The organism is Chryseobacterium sp. DZ-32 (assembly GCF_059587025.1).
Map to the genome: position 1 here is coordinate 141,271 of NZ_JCAIOM010000003.1, position 26,740 is coordinate 168,010.

General features: G+C 37.5%; 16 protein-coding genes. 9 read left to right on the forward strand and 7 right to left on the reverse strand.

Annotated features, from left to right (window positions below; genetic code table 11):
• Nucleotides 1-8: 8 nt before the first annotated feature.
• Nucleotides 9-2,942 carry a SusC/RagA family TonB-linked outer membrane protein gene (locus AC59HC_RS04400; RefSeq protein ID WP_496558058.1) on the forward strand — a complete coding sequence of 978 codons (2,934 nt, stop codon included), beginning with the start codon at nt 9-11 and terminating at the stop codon, nt 2,940-2,942.
• Between the two features lie 18 nt (nt 2,943-2,960).
• Nucleotides 2,961-4,454: a RagB/SusD family nutrient uptake outer membrane protein gene (locus AC59HC_RS04405; protein WP_496558059.1), complete on the forward strand. Its 1,494-nt coding sequence runs from the start codon at nt 2,961-2,963 to the stop codon at nt 4,452-4,454.
• A gap of 149 nt (nt 4,455-4,603) precedes the next feature.
• On the opposite strand, the gene AC59HC_RS04410 is transcribed toward AC59HC_RS04405, so the two are convergent.
• The 7 genes from AC59HC_RS04410 to AC59HC_RS04440 form a co-directional block, all read right to left on the reverse strand.
• The gene (locus tag AC59HC_RS04410; protein WP_465089463.1) at nt 4,604-5,086 is read right to left on the reverse strand and encodes a hypothetical protein; all 483 of its coding nucleotides are present in this window, start codon (nt 5,084-5,086) and stop codon (nt 4,604-4,606) included.
• A 7-nt stretch (nt 5,087-5,093) separates the two neighbouring features.
• A complete protein-coding gene (locus AC59HC_RS04415; protein WP_496558060.1) occupies nt 5,094-5,609 on the reverse strand; it encodes a hypothetical protein in 516 nt (171 codons plus the stop codon).
• Between the two features lie 444 nt (nt 5,610-6,053).
• Nucleotides 6,054-6,623, reverse strand: a complete 570-nt coding sequence (locus AC59HC_RS04420) for a hypothetical protein (RefSeq protein ID WP_496558061.1) — start codon at nt 6,621-6,623, stop codon at nt 6,054-6,056.
• Nucleotides 6,572-13,300 carry an RHS repeat domain-containing protein gene (locus AC59HC_RS04425; RefSeq protein WP_496558062.1) on the reverse strand — a complete coding sequence of 2,243 codons (6,729 nt, stop codon included), beginning with the start codon at nt 13,298-13,300 and terminating at the stop codon, nt 6,572-6,574. Before AC59HC_RS04425 ends, AC59HC_RS04420 begins: the two co-directional genes overlap by 52 nt.
• A gap of 6 nt (nt 13,301-13,306) precedes the next feature.
• Nucleotides 13,307-13,774, reverse strand: a complete 468-nt coding sequence (locus tag AC59HC_RS04430) for a T9SS type A sorting domain-containing protein (protein ID WP_496558063.1) — start codon at nt 13,772-13,774, stop codon at nt 13,307-13,309.
• A 6-nt stretch (nt 13,775-13,780) separates the two neighbouring features.
• Nucleotides 13,781-14,614 carry a cell wall anchor protein gene (locus AC59HC_RS04435; protein WP_496558064.1) on the reverse strand — a complete coding sequence of 278 codons (834 nt, stop codon included), beginning with the start codon at nt 14,612-14,614 and terminating at the stop codon, nt 13,781-13,783.
• 213 nt (nt 14,615-14,827) lie between these two features.
• Entirely contained in the window at nt 14,828-15,634 is an 807-nt protein-coding gene (locus AC59HC_RS04440) for a class I SAM-dependent methyltransferase (RefSeq protein ID WP_496558065.1), read from the reverse strand.
• A 353-nt stretch (nt 15,635-15,987) separates the two neighbouring features.
• Here AC59HC_RS04440 and AC59HC_RS04445 point away from each other — a divergent pair, with 353 nt between their 5' ends.
• The 7 genes from AC59HC_RS04445 to AC59HC_RS04475 all read left to right on the forward strand — a co-directional run bounded on the left by AC59HC_RS04445 (nt 15,988) and on the right by AC59HC_RS04475 (nt 26,445).
• Nucleotides 15,988-16,311 carry a DUF6660 family protein gene (locus AC59HC_RS04445; RefSeq protein WP_496558066.1) on the forward strand — a complete coding sequence of 108 codons (324 nt, stop codon included), beginning with the start codon at nt 15,988-15,990 and terminating at the stop codon, nt 16,309-16,311.
• A 149-nt stretch (nt 16,312-16,460) separates the two neighbouring features.
• Nucleotides 16,461-20,822: a CusA/CzcA family heavy metal efflux RND transporter gene (locus AC59HC_RS04450; RefSeq protein WP_496558067.1), complete on the forward strand. Its 4,362-nt coding sequence runs from the start codon at nt 16,461-16,463 to the stop codon at nt 20,820-20,822.
• 1 nt (nt 20,823) lies between these two features.
• On the forward strand, nt 20,824-22,053 hold the full coding sequence (locus tag AC59HC_RS04455; RefSeq protein WP_496558068.1) for an efflux RND transporter periplasmic adaptor subunit: 1,230 nt from the start codon (nt 20,824-20,826) through the stop codon (nt 22,051-22,053).
• 133 nt (nt 22,054-22,186) lie between these two features.
• Nucleotides 22,187-23,068: a bestrophin family protein gene (locus AC59HC_RS04460; protein ID WP_411414243.1), complete on the forward strand. Its 882-nt coding sequence runs from the start codon at nt 22,187-22,189 to the stop codon at nt 23,066-23,068.
• A 16-nt stretch (nt 23,069-23,084) separates the two neighbouring features.
• Nucleotides 23,085-23,981 carry a cation diffusion facilitator family transporter gene (locus AC59HC_RS04465; RefSeq protein WP_496558069.1) on the forward strand — a complete coding sequence of 299 codons (897 nt, stop codon included), beginning with the start codon at nt 23,085-23,087 and terminating at the stop codon, nt 23,979-23,981.
• A gap of 16 nt (nt 23,982-23,997) precedes the next feature.
• Nucleotides 23,998-24,417 carry a Fur family transcriptional regulator gene (locus AC59HC_RS04470; protein ID WP_034691375.1) on the forward strand — a complete coding sequence of 140 codons (420 nt, stop codon included), beginning with the start codon at nt 23,998-24,000 and terminating at the stop codon, nt 24,415-24,417.
• Between the two features lie 45 nt (nt 24,418-24,462).
• Entirely contained in the window at nt 24,463-26,445 is a 1,983-nt protein-coding gene (locus AC59HC_RS04475) for a heavy metal translocating P-type ATPase (protein ID WP_496558070.1), read from the forward strand.
• The last annotated feature ends 295 nt before the right edge of the window (nt 26,446-26,740 follow it).

The following is a 26,740-nucleotide window of genomic DNA, read 5'->3' on the forward strand; positions in this document are numbered from 1 at the left end:
AATTGATTATGATTAGTAAAAATTTATTTAATTCTAAAGCCTGGATACCTCCGGTTGCGGCTTTTTTTCTGGGAGTCACCAGTGTAAGTGCTCAGAATTCCAGGGCGAAAAAAGATAGTCTTCATGAAAAGGAGCTTGATGAAGTAGTTGTGGTAGCTTACGGAAAAGCAAAAAGAAACAGCTATACCGGTTCTGTAGCCACCATTTCCAGTGATAAAATCAATAACAGACCTGTAACCAATATTACCAAAGCATTGGAAGGGCAGGTTGCAGGGATTCAGACTACCAGTGCCTCAGGGCAGCCGGGTGCGGTTTCTACTATCAGAATCAGAGGAATCGGTTCCATCAGTGCTTCCAGTGATCCTTTATACGTAGTAGACGGAATTCCTTTTGACGGAAATATTAACTCTATCAGCCCAAGTGATATTGAATCCATCAGTGTTTTGAAAGACGCTACAGCAAGTGCCTTGTATGGTTCAAGAGGGGCAAACGGAATTATCATCATCACTACAAAATCAGGAAAAAAAGGAGAAGCAAAAGTTAATTTTAATATCAGCCAGGGATTCTCCGGAAGAGCTGTCAAAGATTATGAACAGGTAAATACGGATCAGTACTTTCAATTATATTGGGAAGCGTTGAGAAACGGATATCAGTCCGGTAAAGTCTCTTCTCAGCAGGCTGCTCAGATGGCAACAGATAATCTTGTTTCTACTCTTGGAATTAATCCATATGGAACTGCTTATCCAAAACCGGTGGGAACAGATGGAAAATTATTGTCAGGGGCATCACCACTCTGGAATGATGACTGGAGAGATATTCTACAGAGAGTGGCATCAAGAAACCAGGTGGATCTTGATATCAGCGGAGGTAGTGATAAAAGTAATTACTTCTTTTCACTAGGGTATCTGGATGATAAAGGGATGGCGATTGAGTCTGGTTTTAAAAGATATAATACCAGGCTGAAAATTAATTCCGAAGTTAAAAAATGGCTGAATGTTGGAGTAAACTTAAGTTATACGAACAGTATTCAGCAGGCACCAACTTCTTCAGATTCCAAGGCAAGCAATATCATCAATGCCGCAAGGTTTATTCCTTCATTCTATCCTTATTATGAAAGAAATGCAGACGGCACTTACGTTTTAGATGCTGACGGAAATCCAATTTATGATTTTGGAAAATACAGACCTACAAATGCACTTCAAAATCAGAATGCTGCTGCAACGTTGCCTTTAGATAAAAACGAAAATAAAGAAGATAACTTTTCAGGAAAAGGATTCATGGAATTCACTTTCTTGCCGGAACTGAAATTCAAAACAAGCTTCTCAGTTGATTTGGTGAATTATAACGGACATTATTATTCAAATCCATTACTTGGGCAAGGTGCGGAAATTGGAGGTTCGGTGACGAAGACCAATACCAGAACACTTTCCTATACAACCAGCAATATTCTGACGTATGATAAAAAGTTTGGAAAGCATCATGTTAATGCATTAGCAGGACATGAATTCTATAAATACGACTATCAGACGATTTCAGGAACAAGAAGTCAGTTTTCACTGCCTTATTACTATGAGCCGGATGCTGCTTCTCTGCTGGGAAGTTTCAGTGGAAACAGTAATAAATTAAGCTTATTGAGTTTCCTTGGAAAAGTAGAGTATGACTACAATAATACTTACTTCTTATCTGCATCGGGAAGAGCAGACAGTTCTTCAAGATTTGCGAAAGATAACAGGTGGGGCAGATTCTGGTCAGTGGGAGGTTCGTGGAAAATTTCGAATGAGGAATTTATTAAAAGCCTGAATGTTTTCAATCAGTTGACATTGCGTGCCAGTTACGGAGGACAAGGAAATGATAAATTACTTAGACCTAACGGACAACCGCTTTATTACGCTTATCAGGAGTTGTACAGATTTATCAGTCTTGGTGGAGAACCAGGAACAACCCTTGAAAAAACATCAACCAATAATGTGAAGTGGGAAACCAACCTTAATTTAAACGTAGGATTGGAATTCGCGATTCTGAATAACAGGGTTAAAGGAAATATCGAATACTTCAAAAGAAAAAGCCAGGATCTTCTGTTTAATATGCCGGTTGCGCCGTCGTTGGGGATCAGTGATTATCCGGCGAATATCGGAACGATTCAGAATACAGGGTTTGAATTTTCATTATTTACAACACCTGTTAAAACTGAGGATTTCCAGTGGAATGTAGATGTGAACTTAAGTACTTTAAACAATAAAGTCACAAAATTACCTGGTGGTTCTCTTGTAGTAGGAACCAAGCTGTTAACGGTAGGAGGTTCTGTGTACGATTTCTTTATTCCTGAATGGGTTGGAGTAGATCCAAGCAATGGAAAGCCATTGTGGAAAACAGTTTCTACTGATGCCAGCGGAAACTCAGTGGAAGGAACAACCTCAGAATATTCAAAAGCTACAAAACTGTTACAGGGTTCTGCATTGCCTAAACTGACAGGAGGAATCAGTACAAGCATCACCTATAAGAATTTTGATTTTTCAGGATTACTGACCTTCAAAATCGGAGGGAAGATTTTAGATACCGATTATACTTCCATTATGCATAACGGAAGTGCCGGAGGACGTGCGTGGAGTTCTGAAATACTGAACAGATGGACACCGGATAATCCATATACAGATGTTCCCGCATTGAGCACAACAACAAATAACTGGACATCAACGTCTTCAAGATTCCTGTATTCAGGTACTTATGCAAGACTTAAAAATGTAAGCTTGGGATATACACTTCCTGAAGATTATTTTGAGAAAATAGGATTGAAAAAATTCAGAATTTATATCCAGGCAGAAAACCTTCTCACATTCTATAAACATAAAGGAATGGATCCTGAGCAGGCTTTGGACGGAACCACGTATTACAGATATCCTGCCATGAGAACGATCACTTTTGGTCTTCAGGCAACGCTTTAACCTTTTAAAATTGAAACAATGAAACAATTAAAATATATATCATTTGCTCTTATCGGATTTTTGTCGTTGGCAAGCTGCGAAAGCGAGCTGGATACAGCTCCTACTGATCAGGCCAGCAGTGTAGAAGTTTTCAAAACAGCCGAAAGTGCTGAGACGGTAGTGAACGGTACCTGGGCAAAATTTAATAATGACGGAACAACCTATGCCAATATCGGGTATTCCACTGTGTTGAGAGCAAGTGATGCCATGGGAAGTGATGTGGCAGTATTGACTAATAAGTATGGTTTCGCTTCTACCTATGCCTTTACAGAAATGGTGAATAATACGGCGAGCCGGCCGTTGTTTATCTGGTCTCTGTTGTATTCCACCATCAATAATATGAATAATGTGATTACAAGAATTGATGGCACAGAAGGCAGCCAGGAGAAAAAAGACCAGGTGAAAGGACAGGCAAAAGCATTACGTGCTTTCTGTTACCTGAATCTGGCAAGCTTTTATCAGTTCAGCTATCTTAAAGACAAATCAGCATTGACAGCCCCGATTTATACAGAACCTTCCACAACAAGCACAGTAGGGAAGAAGAGAGCAAGCCTTGAAGAAATCTATACATTGATTAAAAGTGATCTTACCGAGGCCGATAACCTGTTGAAAAATTATACAAGAAATAATAAGGATAAGATCAACCGTTCTGTGGTAAACGGACTTTTAGCAAGAACTTACCTGAATACAGGAGAATGGAGCAAAGCTTCAGCATCAGCAAAAATTGCAAGGGAAGGATTTTCTCTTATGGCTCCGGAAAAATATAAGGATGGTTTCAATGATATCAACAATGTCGAGTGGATCTGGGGACATGCACAGACCCAGGAACAGTCCGATGAAAGTTATGCCTTCCATTATCTGGATGTATCTTCCTCAGGAAGTTATTATTACAGCTTTATGGCAGATCCTTATTTTAAAGACCTTTTTGATACCAATGATATCAGATCTCAATTGTTTTCATGGGACGGACAGAAAGGTAGAGAAGGATTGCTGAGGTATGCCAAGTTTAAATTTAAACCAACCCTTATCGCAGATATTGTGTACATGAGAGCTGCAGAAATGTACCTGATCGAAGCTGAAGCCGAAGCAAGAAACGGAAATGTTTCTCAGGCAGTCGCAGTTTTGAACCAATTAAAATCAGCAAGAAATGCCAATATTTATAATGGATCATTAGCACAGAATGCGGTAGTAGATGCCGTTCTGATCGAAAGAAGAAAAGAATTGTTTGGAGAAGGTTTCTCTCTTTCAGATATTATCAGAACACAGGGCACAGTAGTAAGAAAACCATTTGTAGATGCAGATGGAAAACCGATAAAAGTTCAGGTAACTACACCGGACGGTACCGTGAAAACAGTAGACGGTAAAGGACATTCTGTTCTTGATTTCCCGGATAAATCTGCTTTTGTACCGAATAGTAATTATTATTTATTCAGTATTCCACAAAGGGAGTTTGAGAATAACCCGAATTTATAAGATTTAGTCCATAATTAGATTGATTTTTTTAAGCCACTGCTTTTGCGGTGGTTTTTTTAATGATTTTTATTAAATAAAAATCCCCCGATTTTCGGGGGATTGATTTAAATAATAGTTTTGTTTTGCTAGCACATGTAAAACATTGCTATTTATTTTTGTATAAATTCATCCGGAAATTGCAACCTATACGTAGGTAAAATGAATTCATATAGTTTTGCTTCAACCTGGACATATTTTTCCTTATCAGTAAAGCTTTCATTGCATGGGAAATTCTCAATGTTTTTATCCTTATTAAAACTGATTGTTGAGCTTGATAAGAGTTCGTTATTATCAGCAAATATACAATTGCGTAAATTTTTAGGTTTAAGCTTTAAATATAAATCATAAATGTCTTGAAGATTTTGTTGTGTCAGGTTTACCTTGACTGTTTTTGTTTTATAGCTTCCATCAGGATATAATTGTTTTACTTGATAAATTGCAGTTTTACTATCATAAGATTTAATTTCATCAATGACTTTATTATAATACAAAATATCCTTGTAGAATAAATGAAGTTTATCTTTTTTTTGGGTGAAACAACTTTGTGTACTTAAGATAAGTAAAACTAAAGTGATTATTTTATAATTTTTCATATGACATTTATTTTGTATAAAACATAAATCGGTCGAATACTGGCATAAGCTTATTATATGCGTTGTCGACTATACTTCGGGAGATTTGGTCTAAATTATTATATAGTCTACTAATAACGGATGGTCTCCAGTAAAAGCCGCTGTTTAATCTTTCTGTCGGTGTTACAAAATTTCTGTCTGCGTATAAGTGCTCTAATTTAGCCATCCCTAAATGTTCGCTGCTATCTGATTTTAGCTGCACATCAAGCAATCCTATTTTTTGAGAATATGCATGCCCTGTCTCATGTACCATCGTTGCTGCTAAAAGCTTTTTGTTTTGTGCTGTTATAGGTGCGTATACAATATCAGATTTACCCGTCCAGAAATTTTTTGGGGTGGTATATGCATAAACTTTACTTCCATCCCCAGGATATATATATCCATCAAATCCCCCATATCCTAAGGTGTCCCTTCCTACTCCAAATTGATCCATTTCTGATAATGTAAAGTTTTTGCTTCGCATAATATCTATATCATTCTGCATGGTATCACGACTAATATTTATATCATATGTTGGAGTATCATTACTTTTAATCTCTGAAGAAACGGTTTTATAGTTAGTCTTATTATATCCTTGAGCATAATAATTTACGGTATAACTTACAGCAGCTACAGCTCCACCAATTACAGCCCCTGTTGCTAATCCTTTTAAGAAATTATCCCCGTTAATTAATGCAGTAACACCGCCTGTTCCGCCTCCTGCTATAGCTCCATTTCCAACTGTTCCCCAGAAACCACCGCACTGAATATTTTTTCAGCTCCAGTGAAGGTGTATCACAACTAGATGATGTGGGTTGAGACTCGCTTAAACGAAACCCCTTCTCGTATTGTGATACAGGAAAATTTCATAAAAAAGGCCGTTTTCAAGATTTATGAGACGGCCTCTTTCTATTTTAAAGACTTTATTGTGTTATGGCGTGCAAGCGTACTACATTTTGTCTATCTTTTTCTTTATTTCTTCTGCTTTTTTTATGTCTTTAGTAACACCAATCCCATTCCTGTAGATTTCTTCAAGTATTGATGCAGAGTTTACATCATTTAATAAAATGCCTTTTTCCAGATATTTTAAAGCTTCAGATTTAGCTTTTGCATTAATCTTTGAAAAATCCGAAATATCTCTATATGAATTATTATTATTCATAGCGACAATATCTTCAAAAGCTTGTCGATATCCATCTCCTTTATTGTATTTATTAGCCATTATAAGAGAATATTTATGTAACTCTTTATAATTTGCGTTTTCTGTATAATGAATAGTAAGCCTACTAAATGAATAATTATCCCCTTTATTTACTACCTCTCTCTTAAACTCTTCTAAATCTTTATTACTAAGAACTGTATCAGAAATGATATTTCTTTCATAAACTATTGGTGTGTCGATCGTTTTTGGCATTGAATAGTCTTTTTCATTATTACCTTTTTTACAGTTAAAAGTAATAAATAAAGTTATTGACAACCACCACCAATGCAAACTGGAGCTTTTGTTTTTTGATTCCATAGTATATTGTTCGGTATATATTTATATTTATCTAATAATCCTGTTATATTTTGTCCATCTACGAAATGGTTCCATCTTCCCGGATTGAAAAATTTGAATCTTCCAGCAATGTCAGTATAGATACTTCCGTTAGCCATTTCTCCAGCAAAAAATTTAGTGGAAGGAGCAATAAACTCGGCATTTCTGAAGGCTTTGGAAAACTTACTCGCAATGCCATTACTCCATCTACCTGTTTGACATGACATTAATTCTACTCTAATGCTACCTCCATGTTCTCTAAAGTTTCTCCATACTTCACTTCGTTGCATTAAAATTTTATCAAATTGTTCGGGTGTTGTAATAGGGATATGATCAGGGCCAATAATAAGATTAGGAGCACCGTGTGTGTATATTCTAATTCCTCTTTCTGGTACGCTCGTATCAAGTTCTGCAGCTTTATATAAATACCCGTCTTTTTCCTTATTAAACCAGTTTAATTTGTCTCCTCGAACATCATTTGATGCTGCTGCAGTATTCCCATTTGCATCAGCATAATTCCTTCCTACTTCTGATGCAGTGAATAAATTACTAATACTATAGCTCACAGCTGCTACAGCACCACCAATTACCGCACCTTTAAGCACTCCTTCAAGGAAATTCTGTCCGTTAAGCAAGGCTGTTACTCCTCCTGTTCCTGCTCCTACAAAAGCACTGCTTCCCACACATCCCCAGAAACCACTGGCACTGAAGACTTGTCCCAATCCACCGGAGACGCCTCCTGTGACTGCACCCATTAAGAGTGCATTTGCAAAACCATTCCATGACCAGCTGTTCATGACCAGTGACTGTATTGCATACATCCCTGCACTGATCAGTGTTCCTACTACTGCTCCCCAAATTACCGGAGCAACATACGTTAAGAAAAATCCGGCTACCCAGGCAAACTCTCCACTAGGATCATTAAACATCAGAGGATTATTCAATACATACCCATACTTGTTATAGTTTTGGGTATTGTAAGGATCCTGGATATTTTCATCCGCGTTCAGGAATCTTCTTAATAGTGGGTCATACAATCTGCCATTCATGTGGATAATTCCTATCTCTGCAAAATGTTCATGGCTGGTATAGCCTCTGTCTATAATGAGATCCTTCGACAAGCTCAGGATGACATTTTTGTCTGTAATGATTGCTCCGGTTGCTATTTGAAGATGGGTAAAATTACCCCATGCATCAAAATGTCTCTGTTCCAGTTTGTTTCCTGCTTCATCACTGATGGCTAAAATACTTCCGATATAATCTTTATGCAAAAATTTATAAGAACCACTGCTCTCCGCGAAGTTCTTTAAATATACAATATTTGATTCATATGGTGTTCCACCAATATAAAGAATATGCTTTTCCTTTCCGGTTGTATTATCTTTTATTACTTCATAGCTTCCGTCTTCACTGTAAAATTTAGTGAACTTACCATCACTATCGGCACTGAAATTACCTCCATAAGTGACTCTCTGTCTCATTGAAGTTAAACCATACTGGAAGGCTGCATCACCTTTCATTCCATCAATGAACACAGGGTCATTATTTTCGTTGTAGGCGATACTCTGAATCAGATCATTATTGTAATTCTGAGTCCCTGCAGCATTTAAGGTCATTCCTGTTGGTTGGTAAATCTTTGCAGGGTTCTCATATTTGATGATTCCCACCTGGTCATTCTCCATGATTCTACCTTTAGCGTCATAAGTATTTTGTGAAAGCTGTCCTGTTTTAGGGTTTGTCCAGCTAATTAATCTATTATTATCATCATAATTAAATGTTTCAATAATGTTAAAATCTCCCAATGTTTTTCTAAGATTTAATTCATTTTTTACAGCATTGAAAGTGTATTGAATGTTTAAAATACTTTGCTGCGAAGGGGACAGGTGTTTAATTTCTTTTAAAAACCCTGTGGAATCATCATATAAATTAATAATATTCGATGCACCAAGCTTTGCTGATAATACCTGACCTTTGGCATTGGTTCCTTGCAGCTCCCACAGACTTTTACCAGTTACTTTGTTTTTTACCTGATAAAGTTCTCCGTCCCATGTACTATATACATTTTCGATTTGAACTTTAGTAAGAACCCCGGAAGAGTATAATTGCTTTTCATAAGAAATCACCCTTCCTTTGTCGTCATAAGTAATTCCTTTCTGAATAAAGTATCTATCGTTGCTGCTTTCAGACGAAGATAAGAGCCTTCCCTGCGGATCGTATACCACATTAGAGCTGTAAACTTTCCCTTTAGATGTTCCGGTTCTTGAAATGACTCTTCCCTTATTATCATACGAATAAGAAATCAATTTATTGGTTGCCTGCCCGCCATCGGCTGTAGATAACTCTTTTTGAGAAATCATTTGCCCCATAGCGTTATAAGTGTATTCCTTCGTTCCTTTTGGGCTTATGGTCTTTTTGGGGTGTCCAAATCCGTCATATTCATATTTATACAATCCGTTTGATGGATCAATAAATTCTGATTTTCTTCCCCAGACATCATATTGGGTAGTTACAATGTTTTCAGCATATTGTGCTTTAATTTGTTCTCCGGCGGCATTGTAAGAGAACTGTATAGTTCCTCCTTTGTCTGTGGTAGAAACTATATTTCCTAAAGCATCAGATGTTTTAGATGTGACTTTATTATAATTATTAACTTCTGTTAGAGTTGTGGTTAATCCCGTAACAGATGTTTCTGTTTTTTTACCTGAAAATGAAGTTATATTTCCTGATGTATCTAATGATGCCAATGATGTAGTAGTTAGTTTAGCAGGAAAAACTGTATCATCATAACTAATTATATTCCACAAGCTGGCAGTTTGCCCGTCAAAGTAAGGCTCGGACTCTTTGATCTTTCTGCCCAGTATATCATATTGAGTTTCCTGTGAAACATATTGTCCCTGCCCAAATGCTTTGGTAGAAACTTTATATTCCTGTCCTAGCTTATTGGTGTATTTTTTTGAAATATCTCCATCTGGATGATACTGTGTAACAGTGATATTAGAATTGTTATCTCTGTTATACTGATAGGTGGTTGTACCTCCAAGATTGGTTTTAGAGGTCAATAATTTCCCCCAAGCATCATAGGTGTTAACAAGCGTATTTCCTAAAGCATCAGTTTGTTTTTTTATCTGCCCCCAATCATTATATTCAATATTGGTTTCTAAGCCTAAATTATCCGTTTTCTTTACAACAAATCTTCCCTTAGGATCATACAAAGTTCCGTTTGTTTGGGTTTGGGAGTCCACACTATTACTGGTTATCTTCTGGGTAATATTTCCGAAACCATCATAATCATATGTTTCAAGTAAATATCCTGTATTGTCCCGATTCCAGGATTTTAAGGTTTTTAACAAATTGTTTTCATACGTGTATTCTTCTTTGGAAAATTTTGTATCACCATATGCCTGTGACTTTTCTGTTTTGTTTTTTGGACGTCCTACAAAATAATCAGAACCTATTCCTGATATGTTATGTATATAGTCAAAATCAGAAGTGGTCACAGCATAACCATTGTTTACATTGCTCACTGTCTGTTTCGGAAGATAGTAATCTCCATAAATAATAGAACTGTTTATAATTGTTCCAGTAAGGAAATCTTTTGTTTTAGTACTTTTTGGGACAGTAACTGTAACAACCTTTGGTTTATCAGTATCAGAAACGGGTGTACTTACCACCTGTCCGTCTAATAATTTATAAGTATCATATAGGGTGGATTTAAAGCTCAATAGCTGAGCGTTGTTCTCAGAAATATCTGTTGGGAAAATGTTGTTTTCATTGGTAGTTCTGATGCTCCATTCTTTTACAGGGGCACCATCAAAAACAGGATCAATCTCTACTCCTGACCAGATTTTAGTGTTTTCAAATCCATCAGCGTACCATGAGCTGCGGGCATACTGATGATATCCCATCATGCCTTTGCCCTGTAGATGTCCTGTCATTCCTCTGTATCGGAAATCCTGCTTTCTGCCTTCTTGCCTAAGTTGTGATACTGCATAGGACTGATCTGCTCTGCTTAATGAAAAATAAGGGTAATATTCTTTTTTTACTTTTTGATAAAAATTAGGAAGAGCTGGATCATTTGGAATCACCTCCTGATAGTCTGCTGATGTAACGATGTCTCCTTGCGTAATAGATTGTATTTGGGCTAATCTTCCAACAGGCGAAGGAGATTTAAGTTTATGCATCCTTTCTTTCCAGAATAATAGTACATCATAATAGTTGTTGTTGACTTTTACCTGTGAGGTGATGGGAGAGAATAAAGCAAATTCACTGGAACTGGTAACATAATTATATCCTCCATAATTATAACTGGTATAAAAATCAGGACTTTCATTTGCCATAGCTCCATTAGCAGTATAAGCAGCAATAGTATAGCCATAATATCTTTTAAGTATTAATCCGCTCGAATTTACTACACCCGCTTTATTAAAAGAGTTGATGTGTACAATATCTGATTTTCCGTCCCTATTAATATCTGAAGTAGTGTAAAAATTCCTGTAAATATTAAACGTAGGATAATTACTGTTCTGATAGTCATCAGGTTTCCTATATTTCAAGAAATCAGTTTTTAGGATATTGGAAAATTCTTTTCCAGTACCCATATAAAACCTCCAGTTATCTTTTTCTTTGTTATCTGTTGTAGGGATCGTAAAGTCAAGGTTTCCATCACCGTTAAAGTCTCCAAACAAAACAGGAAATTCAGGTGCTTTTGTTTCTGCTAAATTACCTGTGAATCTAATTTTCTTCAGATACTGATTAGGAGCTGTTTTTATAAACTCAAATACAGTATAGGCAGTATTAGAGACGTCAATAATATCTACCTTCTTATTCCCATCTATATCTAAATATTGTTGTTTATAATAGGAATTTTCATTGATTCCGGAATCAACAGTATAGGTAGAGACAGGATTATTTACATTCTTTAAGTCAATAATAAAATTTCCCACTGTATAGGTAGTACAATCAAGTATTGTACATGGGGGAGGACGGTTAACAGTACCATCAGCACTTTTATCGCTACAGTTAGGATCCGGAATCCATCGGCAAAGTTCTTGCTTTAATGTTAAAAATATATCTGAAATACCATCTCCATTAAGATCACCTTCGTTAAATATAGGGGACAACATTCGACAGCCTGCAGGATAAGGATCAGTTGTACTTTGTGTACATTGTGATTCATCATATATGGCCTTTTCAAATATTTTTACAAAAGCATTGCTTCTGAATATATAACCTACTACTTTACCTCCTTCATATTGAACGATCCCGTTTCCATTATAAACCTGACCTTCTTCATCTAACAAGGTATTAACAACTTTAGCTTCTGAATTAAAGGTTTTACCTGTAGAAATATCAGTAAAGGTATTGTTAAGTCCTCCAAGCTTCACCACTCCATTGCTTAATGAGAAATCCAAATATCCATCACCGTTAAAATCACCTGTCAGCTTTACGTTTTCAAAGCTATCTACATTATTATCTGAAAACTCTAAAACAGGCTGAGTAGGAGCTGGATAAGTAAAAGCGACCGGATTAGCAGCTTTGTTATCCGTATTATACTCAGTTATCTTATCAACTGATTGATAATTTGTTCCATTTTTAATGTAATCAATTCCATATTTTTTAAATTGACTGCCATTGTAATTTACCTTAATTTCGGACAAAAGTTTATTTTGAGTATATCTTAATCCCTGTACATATGACTGTTCGATCAAATCTCTGTCTATATAAGTAAATTCAATGCTGTTATAATGAGGTTTGTTTAATGTTTCATTTCCTCCCCATGTTATGGTGGATATTCTGGACACTCCACCATTTATGCCCGCGGAGCCAAGTGGTGTATATTCATAGCTGTATGTGATGAAGTTCCCTTGAGGATCTTTCCATTTTGTAATGTTATACTCCAATGCTGGGGTTGTATCTCCCATAAATCCTGATGAAAATGTTTTTTCATATTTAGCTTGAGATCCATTTTCAAAAGTCACTTCCCAATAGTTGGGTCCTGAAATGTTTAAACTATTTCCAACAGATTTAATTTTTACGTTAGAGTATTTTTCCGTCACATATTCTGCACCATCCTTACCATATTCTCCTGATTTTAAAATCAATCGCTGACCATTAAAACTATAATAATCGGAATAATCCAATTGTATTCCTTTTATTTCTCCATCCTTCTCAATATTTTTACCAACTCTGGAGATAGAGGTAACACCTGAAATGTTCCAGCCATATCCTGCTATTCCATTAGAAGAACCGCTGGTATACACTAAATTAACCTGAGGTGCTACACTTTTAACTCCCGGGGGTAAAGCAACGGGTAAAGTAAACTGTAATTGCCCAGCTCCATTGACTTCAATATTTCCTTTGGTATCATGAAAACTCTTTCCATCCGGGGTTGTCGTTCCATAGGGATTATTAGCTCCTGCATTTGAATCAGTTGGTCCGCCGCCAGGATTCTCTGTACCTGGACCAATCTTTGCCACAAAAGGATTCGATGAACTGGAAGACGCACGAAATCCTGGTGCCAGCACCACTGTTTGTGGATCCTGAACCGTTCTCGAAGTACTCTCTACCTGATACAGTATGGTTTGTGAAAAGCCCATTACTGACCATAATGACAGTATAAATGATGAAAATAATTGTATTTTCTTATCGTAAAGTTTCATGGTTATTTATCGTTTGGTGATGTTTTTACTGAAAATTCTGCCATCTTTTAGCGTAAAGCGCAAAACATACACTCCCCAGTCATAACCTGTCATATTGATTTTAACCTGACGGTTTAAGTCCGGGATATTCTGTTGCTGGAATTTCCAGTGAATTGTACTGTGCTGATACAATGAAACGGATTCTATAAGCCCATCCACTTCTTCTGTCCAGTCTATGGTAAGATAGTCATTAACAGGAACCGGGTACAGACGTATTTGTTTCAGGAATGTTTTTTCATCAATAACAGGAGCTTGTCTGGTAACAGCTGCTACCTTTGATTCTTTTGAAACCGTTCCTTCGGCTTGTTTAGCAGCAGCGTCGATTCCCCTGTATCTCTGGTTTCCGGCCTCATCGTATTTGAAATACACTTCGGTTTGGGAAAAGCCGAAGAATCCTATCATCAGGGATGATAGTGAGAGTAATTTTCTTTTCATTTGTGGTTATTTTTGTGTTGATAAGAGTTGCTGAACCTGAATTTTTAGTTCTTGAAGTTCTTCGGACTGTTTTTTTAACATCTTAATTTCCTCTGCTTGAAACTTTAATTGCTTATTTTGTTCAATAGAGTATAATGTTAATTCTTCAATCTTCTCAAGCAGCTTAGAATTCATCTCAGCAATGTTAATTCCGTTTTCCAGTACTTCCTGAGCAGTGGGAATGTTTGGCAAATGCCCTTTTTCAATAATATGTTTTTCAACATCCTCTAAAGATTTCAGCTGATATTCTTTTTTAAAGACATAATCTGCCCATACATTGGTTTTTACTTCAACTTCTTTAGCCTTAATCTTACCGTCAAATCTGGCAATAGCATTGTTGAAAAACTTGACCCATGTTCCGTTATAAGCATCCTGAATACCAAAATAAGTGGAACCGTCATTACCATCATTAGGTTGGGCGATTATGATATTGTGGCTTGTACCTTTATTTCTTAGAACTGTATCTCCGATTTGCCCACCCCAGCAGCCATTACATCCTGATTTTCCGATCTGGAATGATCCCAAAGAATTAGCGATCTCAAAAGCCGGATTGTCTTCCTTATAGATTCTGAAATACGCTTCATCACTTCCTCCCGGATCATTAATTCCTATTTTTACTACACCATTGGGAAGAATGTTCATCACTTTTGTATTGTTCGTTTTAAAAATCAGAGGTTGATTATCCGTAGTTCCAATAAAATTATTGGATGGGTTAGTTCCTGAATTTCCTGTTGTACTCCAACTTTGTGCAAATGTAAATGATGACACTAAGAATGCCATCGAAAATAATTGAGTTTTCATATCGTGTTTTTTTATTATATGTTTATGTTTAAATAAATATTTTTTCTATTGAATATCTAAAAATCAAAAAACAGAACCCCTGCCATTACTATTATTTTATAATGCTATGAAAGATCGATCTTTCTAATAGGTCCTCATTCCGAATCAGACAATGTATTTCTATTTGTATCTCCATGTGAATGATTAAACAGTAAATACAAATCATATTGTAGATTATTTTTTTATTACCCACACATCTTGAGATATATTACTGTTAGCTAGATCATCAGAATAAACAATATGGTTAAGTACAGTGAAATCTTTAAATAAGTATTTTACAAATGTTTCCGGATGGAAAGCAGAATACATCCTATGTCCTTCTTTCGTATTGCCCCGTACAACAAGTTTTCCATTAGTAAATTCTTTTAACTCAGAGGGCGTAAGCTTTGACTTAAAATTGTTTCCCTGCAGACTTACAATTAAGATCCCGTCTTTTTTTAAAACTCTTCTAAGTTCATTAATCCACTCAGTATGCATTTTTTCAGATAAATGAGTAAAAATTGAAATCCCATAAATTATATCAAAAAAATCATTTTCATAGTGTAATGGTGGAGATAGGTGATTTGTTTTAAAATCAATATGATCTATATTTTTTGAACACCAATCTATTGACTCTTCATTATAATCTGTTGCAAAAAATTGGTTAGTCTCTTCCAAAAGAGTGGGCATATGTCTAATTACTCTCCCCGGACCACATCCCCAATCTAAAATTTTTTTATGTTTAATCTCTTTGTGATTTCTAATCAAACCTATAATCCATTCTGCTGTTACTTTCCCTCCATTATAATAGCTGTCATAATCTAATAAGAAAGATTCATACATTGGATAATCTTTAGGGAGCTTAGTATTTGGATGAATTGACCTGAATTTCTTGTTTTTTTTATACATTTTTAACCAGGTATAATAAAACCTGATTTGGTCAGCGAAACGGAGTAATTTTAGTTTTCTTAAATATTTGGATAACTTACTTTTTATTTTCATTTTGCGTTTTCTATCCCAAAACTATTTATATTTTATATGGATTCAAAGTACCTTTTCGTAATTACGAATACCTTTCTAAAAGTTTCTGAAACAGACTAATGATCTGCAAAAATATAAGCGTTTTATAGTTTTTTTTTTTGAGATTAGTGTGTTGCATTTTCTGTATCTGTCTGAATTACAATTTGAATACAAAAATAAAATCCTCTATCGTTTATACTTCTTTTTAAGAATATAGGCTTTTTTAAGCTAAACATTCATTCTATCAAACAAACTGGATTTAAAACTATATTTTTAATGAGTCAGTTATATAGAGAAAGGTTTCAACTTTAGAAAAAATCTGTACCTTTGTACTCATGAACTTCTTAAGATGGATACTGGCAATTTATTTCATGGCGCTATCATTGATGCCATGTGCTGATGTGTCTCATCCACAGAATTCGTTAGAGAATAAGATCTCATTAAGCATTCATGGCGTTCATTCTACAGAAAAAGGAGATATCTGTTCTCCGCTGTGTGCCTGCAGCTGTTGCCAGATAACAGTTTCAGCATTTAAAATGGATCCTTTATTGGAAATTCCCGAGCAGATTCCTGCTTATTTTTCAAAGAAGATTTTATTCCACAAAAACGACTTTGCTTACCAGGTTTACGACCCTATCTGGCAGCCTCCTAAAATTTAATTTTTATTGATTTTTTAGAAAGTTATGCTTTCTAATACTTATTCGTGCTTGAAACTTTGCAATACCATTGCAGAGGTTTTCAGGATATTTTTGCTGCAGTATTCTAATGCTGTATGCATTCACTTTTCAATAAAAATTAAATACAAATCGTGTTAGATAAAATTATAAAATTCAGTATCAAAAACAAGGTGATCATTGGATTGATGACCCTGGTGCTGATCATCTGGGGAACATGGAGTGCCACCAGATTACCGATAGATGCTGTACCGGATATCACCAATAACCAGGTACAGATCATTACCGTATGTCCTACGCTGGCTGGGCAGGAAGTGGAACAGCTGGTGACCTTTCCCATTGAGCAGAGTATTGCCAATGTTCCCGATATTCAGGAGACAAGAAGTATTTCAAGATTTGGGCTTTCTGTGATTACAGTAGTGTTCAAAGAAAATGTAGATGTTTACTTTGCGAGACAGCTCATTAATGAACAGCTTAAAAACGCAGTGGAAGAAATTCCGAAAGGAGTAGGAACTCCCGAGCTGGCTCCCGTGAGTACAGGACTTGGAGAAGTATACCAGTATATTCTTCACCCTAAAAAAGGAAGCGAAAAGAAATACAATGCCAAAGAGCTCCGTAACATGCAGGACTGGATCGTTCGCAGACAGCTGAACGGAACACCCGGAGTTGCGGAGATCAATAGTTTCGGAGGTGAATTAAAACAGTATGAAGTCGCTATTGATCCCAATCGTTTGAAAGCAATGGGAACCAGCATCACCGAAATTTTTACAGCACTTGAAAAAAACAATCAGAATACAGGAGGAGCTTATATTGATAAAAAACCCAACGCCTATTTCATCCGTGGAATTGGTCTGGTTACCTCTTTGGAAGACATTAAAAACATTGCGGTTAAAAATGAAACAGGAAGCGTTCCGATTTTTATAAAAGATGTTGCTGATGTTCGTTTAGGAAGTGCCGTTCGCTACGGAGCCTTGACTTATGATGGAAAGGTAGATGCTGTGGGTGGAGTAGTCATGATGCTGAAAGGGGCGAATAGTAATGAAGTGGTCAGCAACATCAAAGCAAAAATTCCGACCATTCAGAAATCTCTTCCTGATGATGTTATTATAGAACCATTTCTGGACAGAACAGACCTTGTAGACAGAGCCATCAATACCGTACAGAAAAACCTCATCGAAGGAGCACTGATCGTTATTTTCGTTCTTGTCATTTTTCTTGGAAACCTGAGAGCCGGGCTTATCGTGGCTTCGGCCATTCCGCTTTCTTTGTTATTTGCTTTAGGAATGATGAATGTTTTCGGGGTAAGCGCCAATCTGATGAGCCTTGGAGCCATAGACTTCGGGTTGATTGTAGATGGTGCCGTGATTATTGTAGAAGCAACCCTGCATCATTTAGGCGTAAGGAAATCTACCCGTGCTTTGACACAGTCTGAAATGGATGAAGAAGTATTCCTTTCTGCCTCAAAGATCAGAAGCAGTGCGGCCTTCGGAGAAATCATCATTCTTATCGTATACATTCCGATTCTTACCCTGGCAGGTGTAGAAGGAAAAATGTTTACCCCAATGGCCAAAACAGTAGGATTTGCCATTCTGGGAGCATTGATTCTGTCACTGACCTACATTCCTATGATGAGCGCTTTGTTTTTATCTAAGAAAGTATCCCACAAAGAAACTTTCTCTGATAAAATGATGAACCGTCTGCAGAAGATCTATCAGCCATTATTGCAGAAAGCAATCAAAGTAAAGTATATCATTGTTTCTGCAACAGCTGTAGTGTTCCTTATCTCTGCTTTTATCTTTAAAAATATGGGTGGGGAATTTATCCCGCAGCTGCAGGAGGGAGACTTTGCATTCCACTGTATTTTACCGCAGGGAAGTTCTTTGAGCCAGAGTATAGAAACCTCCATGCAGGCATCAAGGATTATCAAACAGTTTGATGAAGTGAAAATGGTAGTCGGAAAAACCGGTTCTGCTGAGGTTCCTACAGACCCGATGCCACCTGAAGCAACTGATATGATCGTGGTATTAAAGCCACAAAGCGAATGGAAAACCAAAAAATCTTATAATGAACTGGCCGATGAGATCAGTGAAAAACTGGAAACGATTCCCGGAGTATTCTTTGAGAAAAATCAACCTATCCAGATGCGTTTCAATGAGCTGATGACCGGGATCAGACAGGATGTTGCCGTAAAGATCTTCGGGGAAAACCTTGATTCTCTTGCCATATATGCAGATAAAGTTGGGAAAGTCATTCAGACTGTTGATGGGGCTACAGCTCCTCAGATTGAAAGAGTGAGCGGTCTTCCGCAGATCAATGTACAGTATGACAGAACAAGAATAGCCAATTATGGATTGAATATCGAAGATGTCAATAATGCAGTAAGCACAGCCTTTGCAGGAAAAGCTGCAGGACAGGTTTTTGAAAATGAAAGACGTTTTGATCTGGTAGTCCGTCTGGACAGTCTTCACAGAACAGATATTTCAGATGTGAATAACCTGATGATAACATCCGCCAGCGGAGCTCAGATTCCATTGTCACAGGTGGCTAATATAAGTTATAAGCTGGGGCCGGCACAGATCAGCCGTGAACAGGGAAAACGGAGAATTGTGATCGGGTTCAATGTAAAAGATCGTGATGTGGAAAGTGTGGTGAAAGATATTCAGGCAAAACTGGAGAAGGTGAAACTGCCTTCTGGTTACTACTTTACCTACGGAGGTCAGTTTGAAAATCTGCAGGAAGCAAGCCAACGTCTGATGATCGCTGTTCCGGTATCATTGCTTCTGATTTTTATGCTGCTGTATTTTACTTTCCGCTCATTCAAGCAGGCTGCATTGATCTTTACAGCTATTCCTATGAGTGCGATCGGTGGTGTATTTGCCCTTCTGGTAAGAGATATGCCTTTCAGTATCAGTGCCGGAATCGGGTTTATTGCTCTTTTTGGAGTAGCGGTATTGAACGGAATTGTTTTGATAGGAACATTCAATCAATTAGAAAAAGAAGGCGAAACGGATATTCTGAAAAGAGTCTTTGAAGGAACGAAAACCAGATTGAGACCGGTACTGATGACGGCTACCGTAGCTTCACTAGGATTTTTGCCAATGGCTATTTCCACCGGAGCCGGAGCTGAAGTACAGAAACCTTTGGCGACAGTAGTAATTGGGGGTCTGGTAACGGCAACATTCCTTACATTATTCGTTTTACCGATGCTGTACATTATTTTTAACACAAAGATTTTGAAAAGAAAGAATAATAATACGGGAATGATTACTGCCGTTTTGGCAGTAGGATTCATAATGGTGGGACAGACTTTTAACGCACAGTCCAGACCAATTTCCATAGAACAGGCGGTAGAACAGGCAGTGAACAATAATTTAACGCTGCAGTCAAAAGACTTAAGCATTAAATCCGCTGAAGTATTAAGGGCAACTGCAAAAGAACTCCCGAAATTAAGTTTTGAAGCTCAGCTTGGTCAGTACAACAGCCCAAAGTTTGACCAATCGTTTGCGATCTCACAGAGCATTCCTTTTCCGACACTTTTTAAAGCAAGAAAAGATTTAATCAATGAGAATATTAAAAGCAAGCAGATTGATAAAGAGATTACAGCCAATGAGCTGATAAAACAGGTGCGTACTTACTATTACCAGATTGAATACCTTCAGTATAACAAGGCTCAGCTGACCAGTCTTGATCAATATTATGAAGAGTTTATCAGAATTGCAACCGTGAGATTTAAAGCAGGTGATATCAAGAAAATAGAAATCAGTACTGCAGAAACCCAGAAAGGAGAAATTGATCTGCTGCTCAGACAAAATGAAGTTTATCTGAATAACGCTTACAGGAATTTAAAGACTCTGATGAACACTTCGGAAGATATTGAAGTTCCGTTTAACAAAGATTATGCTCCTTTAAAAGCAGAAAATGTCCTCGACAGTGCTGTGGTTGCCAACAATCCTACGGTAAAAGCTTTTTACCAGGAAATGGAGATCGCCGAAAAAAATAAAAAAGTTGAAAAATCCCTCGGACTGCCGGATTTCAGTTTAGGATATACCAACCAGTCTTTGATAGGTCTTCATACCATCAACGGGCTGGAGAATTTTTATAATTCAGGAAAACGCTTTCAGTCGGCAACAGTAGGAGTAGCGATTCCATTAACATTTGGAGCGACGAAGGCAAGAATTCAGGCATTGGAATATGAAAAACAGGTCGCCGAAACCAATGCTAGAATGCAGCAGAAACAGCTTTCTGCTCAGTTGGAAAATGCCTTTAGCCAGTATCAGCAGGATTTACAACAATACGATTACTATACAGGTCAGGCACTTCCTAATGCTGAAAAAATTGTAAAAGCAGCTCAACTGGGATATAAAACAGGAGAAATTTCCTATGTGGAATATCTTTTTGCCCTGCAGACTGCCACAAATATCCAGTTGAAATATCTGGAATCCATCCAGCAGGTGAACCAATCTGTAGTTACTATTAATTCAATCATCAATAAATAACATGAAACTAAAACACAATATCATATATCTTACAGTCACGGCTCTTTCCATCATAAGCTGCGGAAAACAGGAAAAGGCAACGGAAAAGGCAGATATTAAAACCGAACAATCGGAAAAAGGCCATGACGAGGAACCTCAAACCATAGCTTCTCTTACAGAGGATCAGATGAAATCTGTAGGCATTGCTTTGGGAACTGTAGAAATGAAAGAGCTGACATCCACGATAAAAGCTAACGGTTTACTGAGCGTTCCCAATAGTAATAAAGCAACCATCACTTCCCTGTATGGAGGAATCATCAAAACCATCAATATTCAGGTAGGAAGTATTGTGAAAAAAGGGCAGGTCATTGCCACCATTGCCAATCCGGAATATATCCAGCTTCAGGAAGATTATCTGACTACCAATAGCCGAATTACCTATGCAGAACAGGAATACAGAAGACAGAGAGAGCTTTTTGATAATGATGCAGGCGCAAAGAAAAATCTTCAGAGTGCTGATGCTGAGCTTAAAACCTTAAGAACAAAAAGAGCATCTCTTTTGAAACAGCTTCAGATGATGGGAATAAGCCCTGGAAAAGTAAGCAATGGAAACATGAAATCCGGTTTGGTGATTACAGCACCAATCAGTGGAACAATCAGCAGTATTACAGCACAGATCGGAAGTTATGTGGATATCTCTTCTCCCGTTGCTACAGTGATCGATAACGGTTCTATTCATCTCGATCTTCAGGTATTTGAAAAAGATCTTCCTAAAATGAGGGTAGGGCAGATTGTTCATTTTAAACTGACGAACAATCCGGAAACCGAATATGATGCAAGAATTTACAGCATAGGATCTTCTTTTGAAAACGAAAGTAAAACCATCTCTATGCATTGCGAAGTAATTGGAAACAAATCCGGTCTGATTGATGGAATGAATATCACCGGAATTGTAAGTCTTGATAAAAGTACAACTCCTGCAGTGCCTACAGAAGCCATTGTAGAAGCAGACGGGAAATATTACGTGTTTATTCAGACTGATAAAAAGGTGGAAGAAGAACATGAAGAAAAAGGGAAACCTCATCCGAAAACCTTAAACTTTGAGAAAATAGAAGTGGTGAAAGGAACGTCGGATATGGGCTATACTGCGATAACTCCGGTAGGAAATATTCCTGACAATGCAAAAATAGTAGTGAAAGGAGCCTTTTTCGTGAATGCAAAACTGGTGAATTCCGGAGAACACGAACATTAATGAAAGCAGCCGGAACCAGTAAAATGTCGATTTTAATCCTTAAATTAGAGCTGTTTACGGAATTTTTATTGAATAGAAACGGCAGAAAAAAAGTAAAGAGTATCTCACCGAATTTTTAATAAATGACCTGATTATGTTACTAAACAAAAAAATATCAGTCTGGTATTTCATCCGTGAAATAAAAACCCAAATTCTGTTCATCGGAATATTTGCCATAGCTATTGGTCTTCTGGACGAATTGCCGTGGTTTCGCAAAATATCACTGCCCTTAAATATCCCTGCATTGCTGGGAACAGCCGTATCTCTGCTGCTGGCATTCCGTACCTCCCAATCTTATGAAAGATGGTGGGAGGCCAGAACAGTATGGGGTGCTATCGTAAATGATTCCCGGACTTTTGTGAGACTGATCATTCAGTTTATGCCTGCAGGAGATGATAAAGCAATAAAAGGTTTTGCCGAAAGACAGATCATCTGGACCTATGCCCTTGGAGAATCTCTGAGAAAGCTTCCGTTTTCTGAAAAAGTTCAGCAGTATCTGGATAAACATCAGATCAACGCTGTCAATATTCCCAATGCTATTCTGGATGAACATTCAAGACAGCTGAAAGAAATGGCAGCATCCAAAGGATTGACGGATTTCCAGCAAATGCAGCTGAATGATATCATCACAAGACTCTGCGACAGTATGGGAAAATGCGAAAGACTGAAGAATACCGTTTTTCCACGGTCTTACAGTGTTTTGGTTCATATTCTGATCTATGTTTTTGCAGCCATTCTTCCGTTTGGGCTTGATGATTCACAGCTGTTGGTAGAAATTGCAATCACTTTCCTGGTTCCGGTGACATTCATTGCTATTGAAAAAACATCCATCATTATGCAGGATCCGTTTGAAAATGGTCCTGTTGATACTCCAATGACCTCTCTGGCACAGACTATAGAAATCAATATCAGACAGATGATTGGTGAGCAGAATGTTCCCCCAAAAAAAGAAAATACATCTTATTATGAAATGTAATTAAACCATACACAATATGGAAAGTACACCAACACAAACCGTTTCTGCAGGAAGCAGACATAAAAAGAACCTCCTGATTGTTCTCTGCCTTAGCGGAACCTATCTTATCGCTGAGGTAATAGGAGGAATCATTACCAATAGTCTTGCACTATTAGCGGATGCAGCCCATATGCTGACCGACGTGGTAGGATTATTGCTGGCATTTATTGCCATTAAAATAGGAGAAAGAAAAGCAGATCCATCCAGAACATACGGTTATTATAGAACAGAAATACTGGCAGCAGTAGTGAATGCTGTGGTTTTACTAGGAATTTCAATCTATGTTTTGTTTGAAGCCTATCAGCGTTTTCAGAACCCGCCGGAAGTTCAAAGTAAATCCATGCTGATTGTAGCCGGAATCGGATTGATCGTTAATATTATCGGAATGATGATTTTAAGAAAAGATTCAGAAGGCAGTCTCAATATGAAAGGTGCGTACTTTGAAGTTCTTTCAGATATGCTTACTTCAGTAGGAGTAATGATAGCCGGAGTAATTATGCTGACCACAGGCTGGTACTACGCCGACCCGTTGATATCAGCAGCAATCGGACTGCTGATCTTCCCAAGAACATGGAGACTGTTGAAAGAAGCCATTAATGTTTTGCTGGAAGGAACCCCTAAAGATGTGGATATTCATGCACTTCGCCAATCATTGGAGAGCACTCCCGGAGTGAAAGGTATCCATGATCTGCATGTCTGGTCGCTAACATCCAGTGTCAATGCGATGAGCGCACACGTTGTAAAAGAAAACGGGTATTCCCGGAATCAATTATTAAAAACATTGACAGATACAACGATGGCTAATTTTAAAATCAGTCATACCACTTTTCAGATTGAAGAAGAAGGCTATGAAGAAAATGAAGTTCATCTGTAACCATTAAATGCGTACAATGAAAAAAGATATAGAACACAAACTCATTGATAAAAATACCAAACCTACCAGTATGAGGATTTTGGTATATGATTTCTTAAGTTCTCAGGAAGCGGCTTTATCCCTTTCTGAAATAGAAAATCATTTTGAAAATGCTGACAGAATCACCATCTACAGAACCTTGAAAACCTTTGAAGAAAAAGGAATTGTTCACAGCATTCAGGAAAATACAACCACAAAATACAAACTGTGCGAAGATGATTGTGATGAAAAAACACATAAAGACTGGCATCTGCATTTCTACTGTAAGATTTGCAAGCAAACCACCTGCAAAGAAGATATTTCTTTCCCTGAAAATATCCAGACCAATTTCAGGATTGACGAAATAAGACTCTTTGCCAAAGGAATCTGCGAAAACTGTCTTGAAAGTTTGCAATAGCATTGCATCAGTCTCATCTTTACATTTGTATAAAAATATTCAGTTATGGAAAAATGCTGTAGTACAACCCCGGAAAAACCAGATACAAAAGGACACAAACATAACCATGCAGAAGGAGACGGACATGACCATGACGGACATGATCACTCTCATGACTCCGGAGATCAGACGGTCTTTCAGATGTTTCTGCCGGCCATTATATCCTTTATCATCTTATTATTGGGAATTGCCTTTGATAACTATATAAAACCTGCATGGTTTACAGGCTGGGTACGGTTAGTATGGTTCCTGGCAGCCTATATTCCTGTAGGATTTCCGGTATTGAAAGATGCTTATAAAAGTATCATTAAGGGAGATGTGTTTTCAGAATTCTTTCTGATGAGCATTGCAACCATTGGTGCTTTTGCCATCGGAGAATATCCTGAAGGAGTAGCGGTAATGCTGTTTTATGCGGTAGGAGAAGTATTCCAGTCTATGGCGGTTACCAGAGCCAAAGGAAATATAAAAGCATTATTGGATCAGCGTCCTGATGAGGTAACGGTTATGGAAAATAATCAGCCCAAGACTATGAAGGCTAAAGAAGCTAAAATTGGAGATGTCATACAGCTGAAACCCGGTGAAAAACTGGCGCTGGATGGGGAATTGCTTTCAGATTCGGCTTCATTCAACACAGCAGCTTTAACGGGAGAAAGTAAACCTGATACCAAAAATAAAGGCGAAGCCGTTCTTGCCGGAATGATCAATATGAACAGTATTGCTCTGGTAAAAGTAAATACAGCTTATGAAGACAGTAAACTGAGCAAAATCCTGGAATTAGTTCAGAATGCCACAGCCCAAAAAGCACCGACAGAATTGTTCATCAGAAAATTTGCGAAAGTATACACGCCCATCGTGGTATTTCTTGCCATAGGGATCTGTTTACTGCCCTATTTCTTCGTGAGCGATTATCAGTTCAGAGACTGGCTGTACAGAGCATTGATATTCCTTGTGATTTCCTGTCCTTGTGCCCTTGTTATCTCAATTCCGTTAGGGTATTTCGGAGGAATTGGGGCAGCAAGTAGAAACGGAATTCTGTTCAAAGGAAGTAATTTTCTGGACAGTATTGCAGAGATTCAGAATGTAGTAATGGACAAAACCGGGACCATGACAGAAGGCGTATTCAAAGTTCAGGAAGTAAGCATAAGCCCTGAATTTAACAAAGAAGAAATCCTTCAGCTGGTTAATGTTCTCGAAAGTAAAAGTACCCATCCGGTGGCAACTGCGATACACAATTATGTTGGAGAAATCAATCACAGCATTCCTTTGGAAAATGTAGAAGAGATAGCTGGTCACGGATTGAAAGCGACTATTAACGGAAAAGAACTTCTGGTTGGGAACTTTAAGTTGATGGATAAGTTCAACATCCCTTATGATCTTAACCACTCCAATATTGTATATACGGTAATTGCGGTGGCTTATGATAAAAAGTTTGCAGGCTATATCACTATTGCAGACAGCATCAAAGAAGATGCTATGGAAACCGTAGACAAGCTTCATAAAATGAATATGAAGGCAACAATGCTGAGCGGTGATAAAAGTACCGTTGTGAAATATGTAGCAGATCAACTGGGTATCGACAATGCATTCGGGGACCTGTTACCTGAAGACAAAGTAAACAAGGTTAAAGAAATCAAAGCCAGAAACCAGACGGTAGCTTTCGTAGGAGACGGAGTGAATGATGCGCCTGTAGTGGCTTTAAGCGATGTTGGAATTGCAATGGGAGGTTTGGGAAGTGATGCCACCATTGAAACTGCAGATGTAGTAATTCAGGATGATAAACCAAGTAAGATCCCGATGGCCATCAATATCGGAAAACAAACTAAAAAGATCGTTTGGCAGAATATTGTCCTTGCCTTTGCTGTAAAAGCTGTTGTTCTCATCCTGGGAGCCGGTGGATTGGCAACCATGTGGGAAGCTGTGTTTGCCGATGTAGGAGTAGCATTGCTGGCTATTTTAAATGCGGTGAGAATCCAAAGAATGAAATTTTAACAAGCAAATAATAAACACAACTCAATTATATTCAATAAAAGCTCTGCTGAATCTCAGTAGGGCTTTTGTTTTTAAATTTTATCGGAGATAAAATCCTTGCGCCTTAAAAAACAGTAAACATTAAAAACTTGCGTCTTTGCGTTTCCAACATCACACCATACCAAAACTTAATTTAGAAAAGATAATATTTTTTGTTGGATGAGCGCAAAGGCGCAAAGAAGATTAAAATTGTGGTGTTTTTAAGGACGCAAGAAAATCAAAGATTTTCAGCAAGATGATGTCTTAATAATTAGTC

Coding starts and splice junctions, on each gene's coding strand:
- AC59HC_RS04400 (WP_496558058.1), top strand. CDS start 9: ATGATTAGTAAAAATTTATTTAATTCTAAAGCCTGGATACCTCCGGTT.
- AC59HC_RS04405 (WP_496558059.1), top strand. CDS start 2,961: ATGAAACAATTAAAATATATATCATTTGCTCTTATCGGATTTTTGTCG.
- AC59HC_RS04410 (WP_465089463.1), bottom strand. CDS start 5,086: ATGAAAAATTATAAAATAATCACTTTAGTTTTACTTATCTTAAGTACA.
- AC59HC_RS04415 (WP_496558060.1), bottom strand. CDS start 5,609: ATGCAGAATGATATAGATATTATGCGAAGCAAAAACTTTACATTATCA.
- AC59HC_RS04420 (WP_496558061.1), bottom strand. CDS start 6,623: ATGGAATCAAAAAACAAAAGCTCCAGTTTGCATTGGTGGTGGTTGTCA.
- AC59HC_RS04425 (WP_496558062.1), bottom strand. CDS start 13,300: ATGAAACTTTACGATAAGAAAATACAATTATTTTCATCATTTATACTG.
- AC59HC_RS04430 (WP_496558063.1), bottom strand. CDS start 13,774: ATGAAAAGAAAATTACTCTCACTATCATCCCTGATGATAGGATTCTTC.
- AC59HC_RS04435 (WP_496558064.1), bottom strand. CDS start 14,614: ATGAAAACTCAATTATTTTCGATGGCATTCTTAGTGTCATCATTTACA.
- AC59HC_RS04440 (WP_496558065.1), bottom strand. CDS start 15,634: ATGAAAATAAAAAGTAAGTTATCCAAATATTTAAGAAAACTAAAATTA.
- AC59HC_RS04445 (WP_496558066.1), top strand. CDS start 15,988: ATGAACTTCTTAAGATGGATACTGGCAATTTATTTCATGGCGCTATCA.
- AC59HC_RS04455 (WP_496558068.1), top strand. CDS start 20,824: ATGAAACTAAAACACAATATCATATATCTTACAGTCACGGCTCTTTCC.
- AC59HC_RS04460 (WP_411414243.1), top strand. CDS start 22,187: ATGTTACTAAACAAAAAAATATCAGTCTGGTATTTCATCCGTGAAATA.
- AC59HC_RS04465 (WP_496558069.1), top strand. CDS start 23,085: ATGGAAAGTACACCAACACAAACCGTTTCTGCAGGAAGCAGACATAAA.
- AC59HC_RS04470 (WP_034691375.1), top strand. CDS start 23,998: ATGAAAAAAGATATAGAACACAAACTCATTGATAAAAATACCAAACCT.
- AC59HC_RS04475 (WP_496558070.1), top strand. CDS start 24,463: ATGGAAAAATGCTGTAGTACAACCCCGGAAAAACCAGATACAAAAGGA.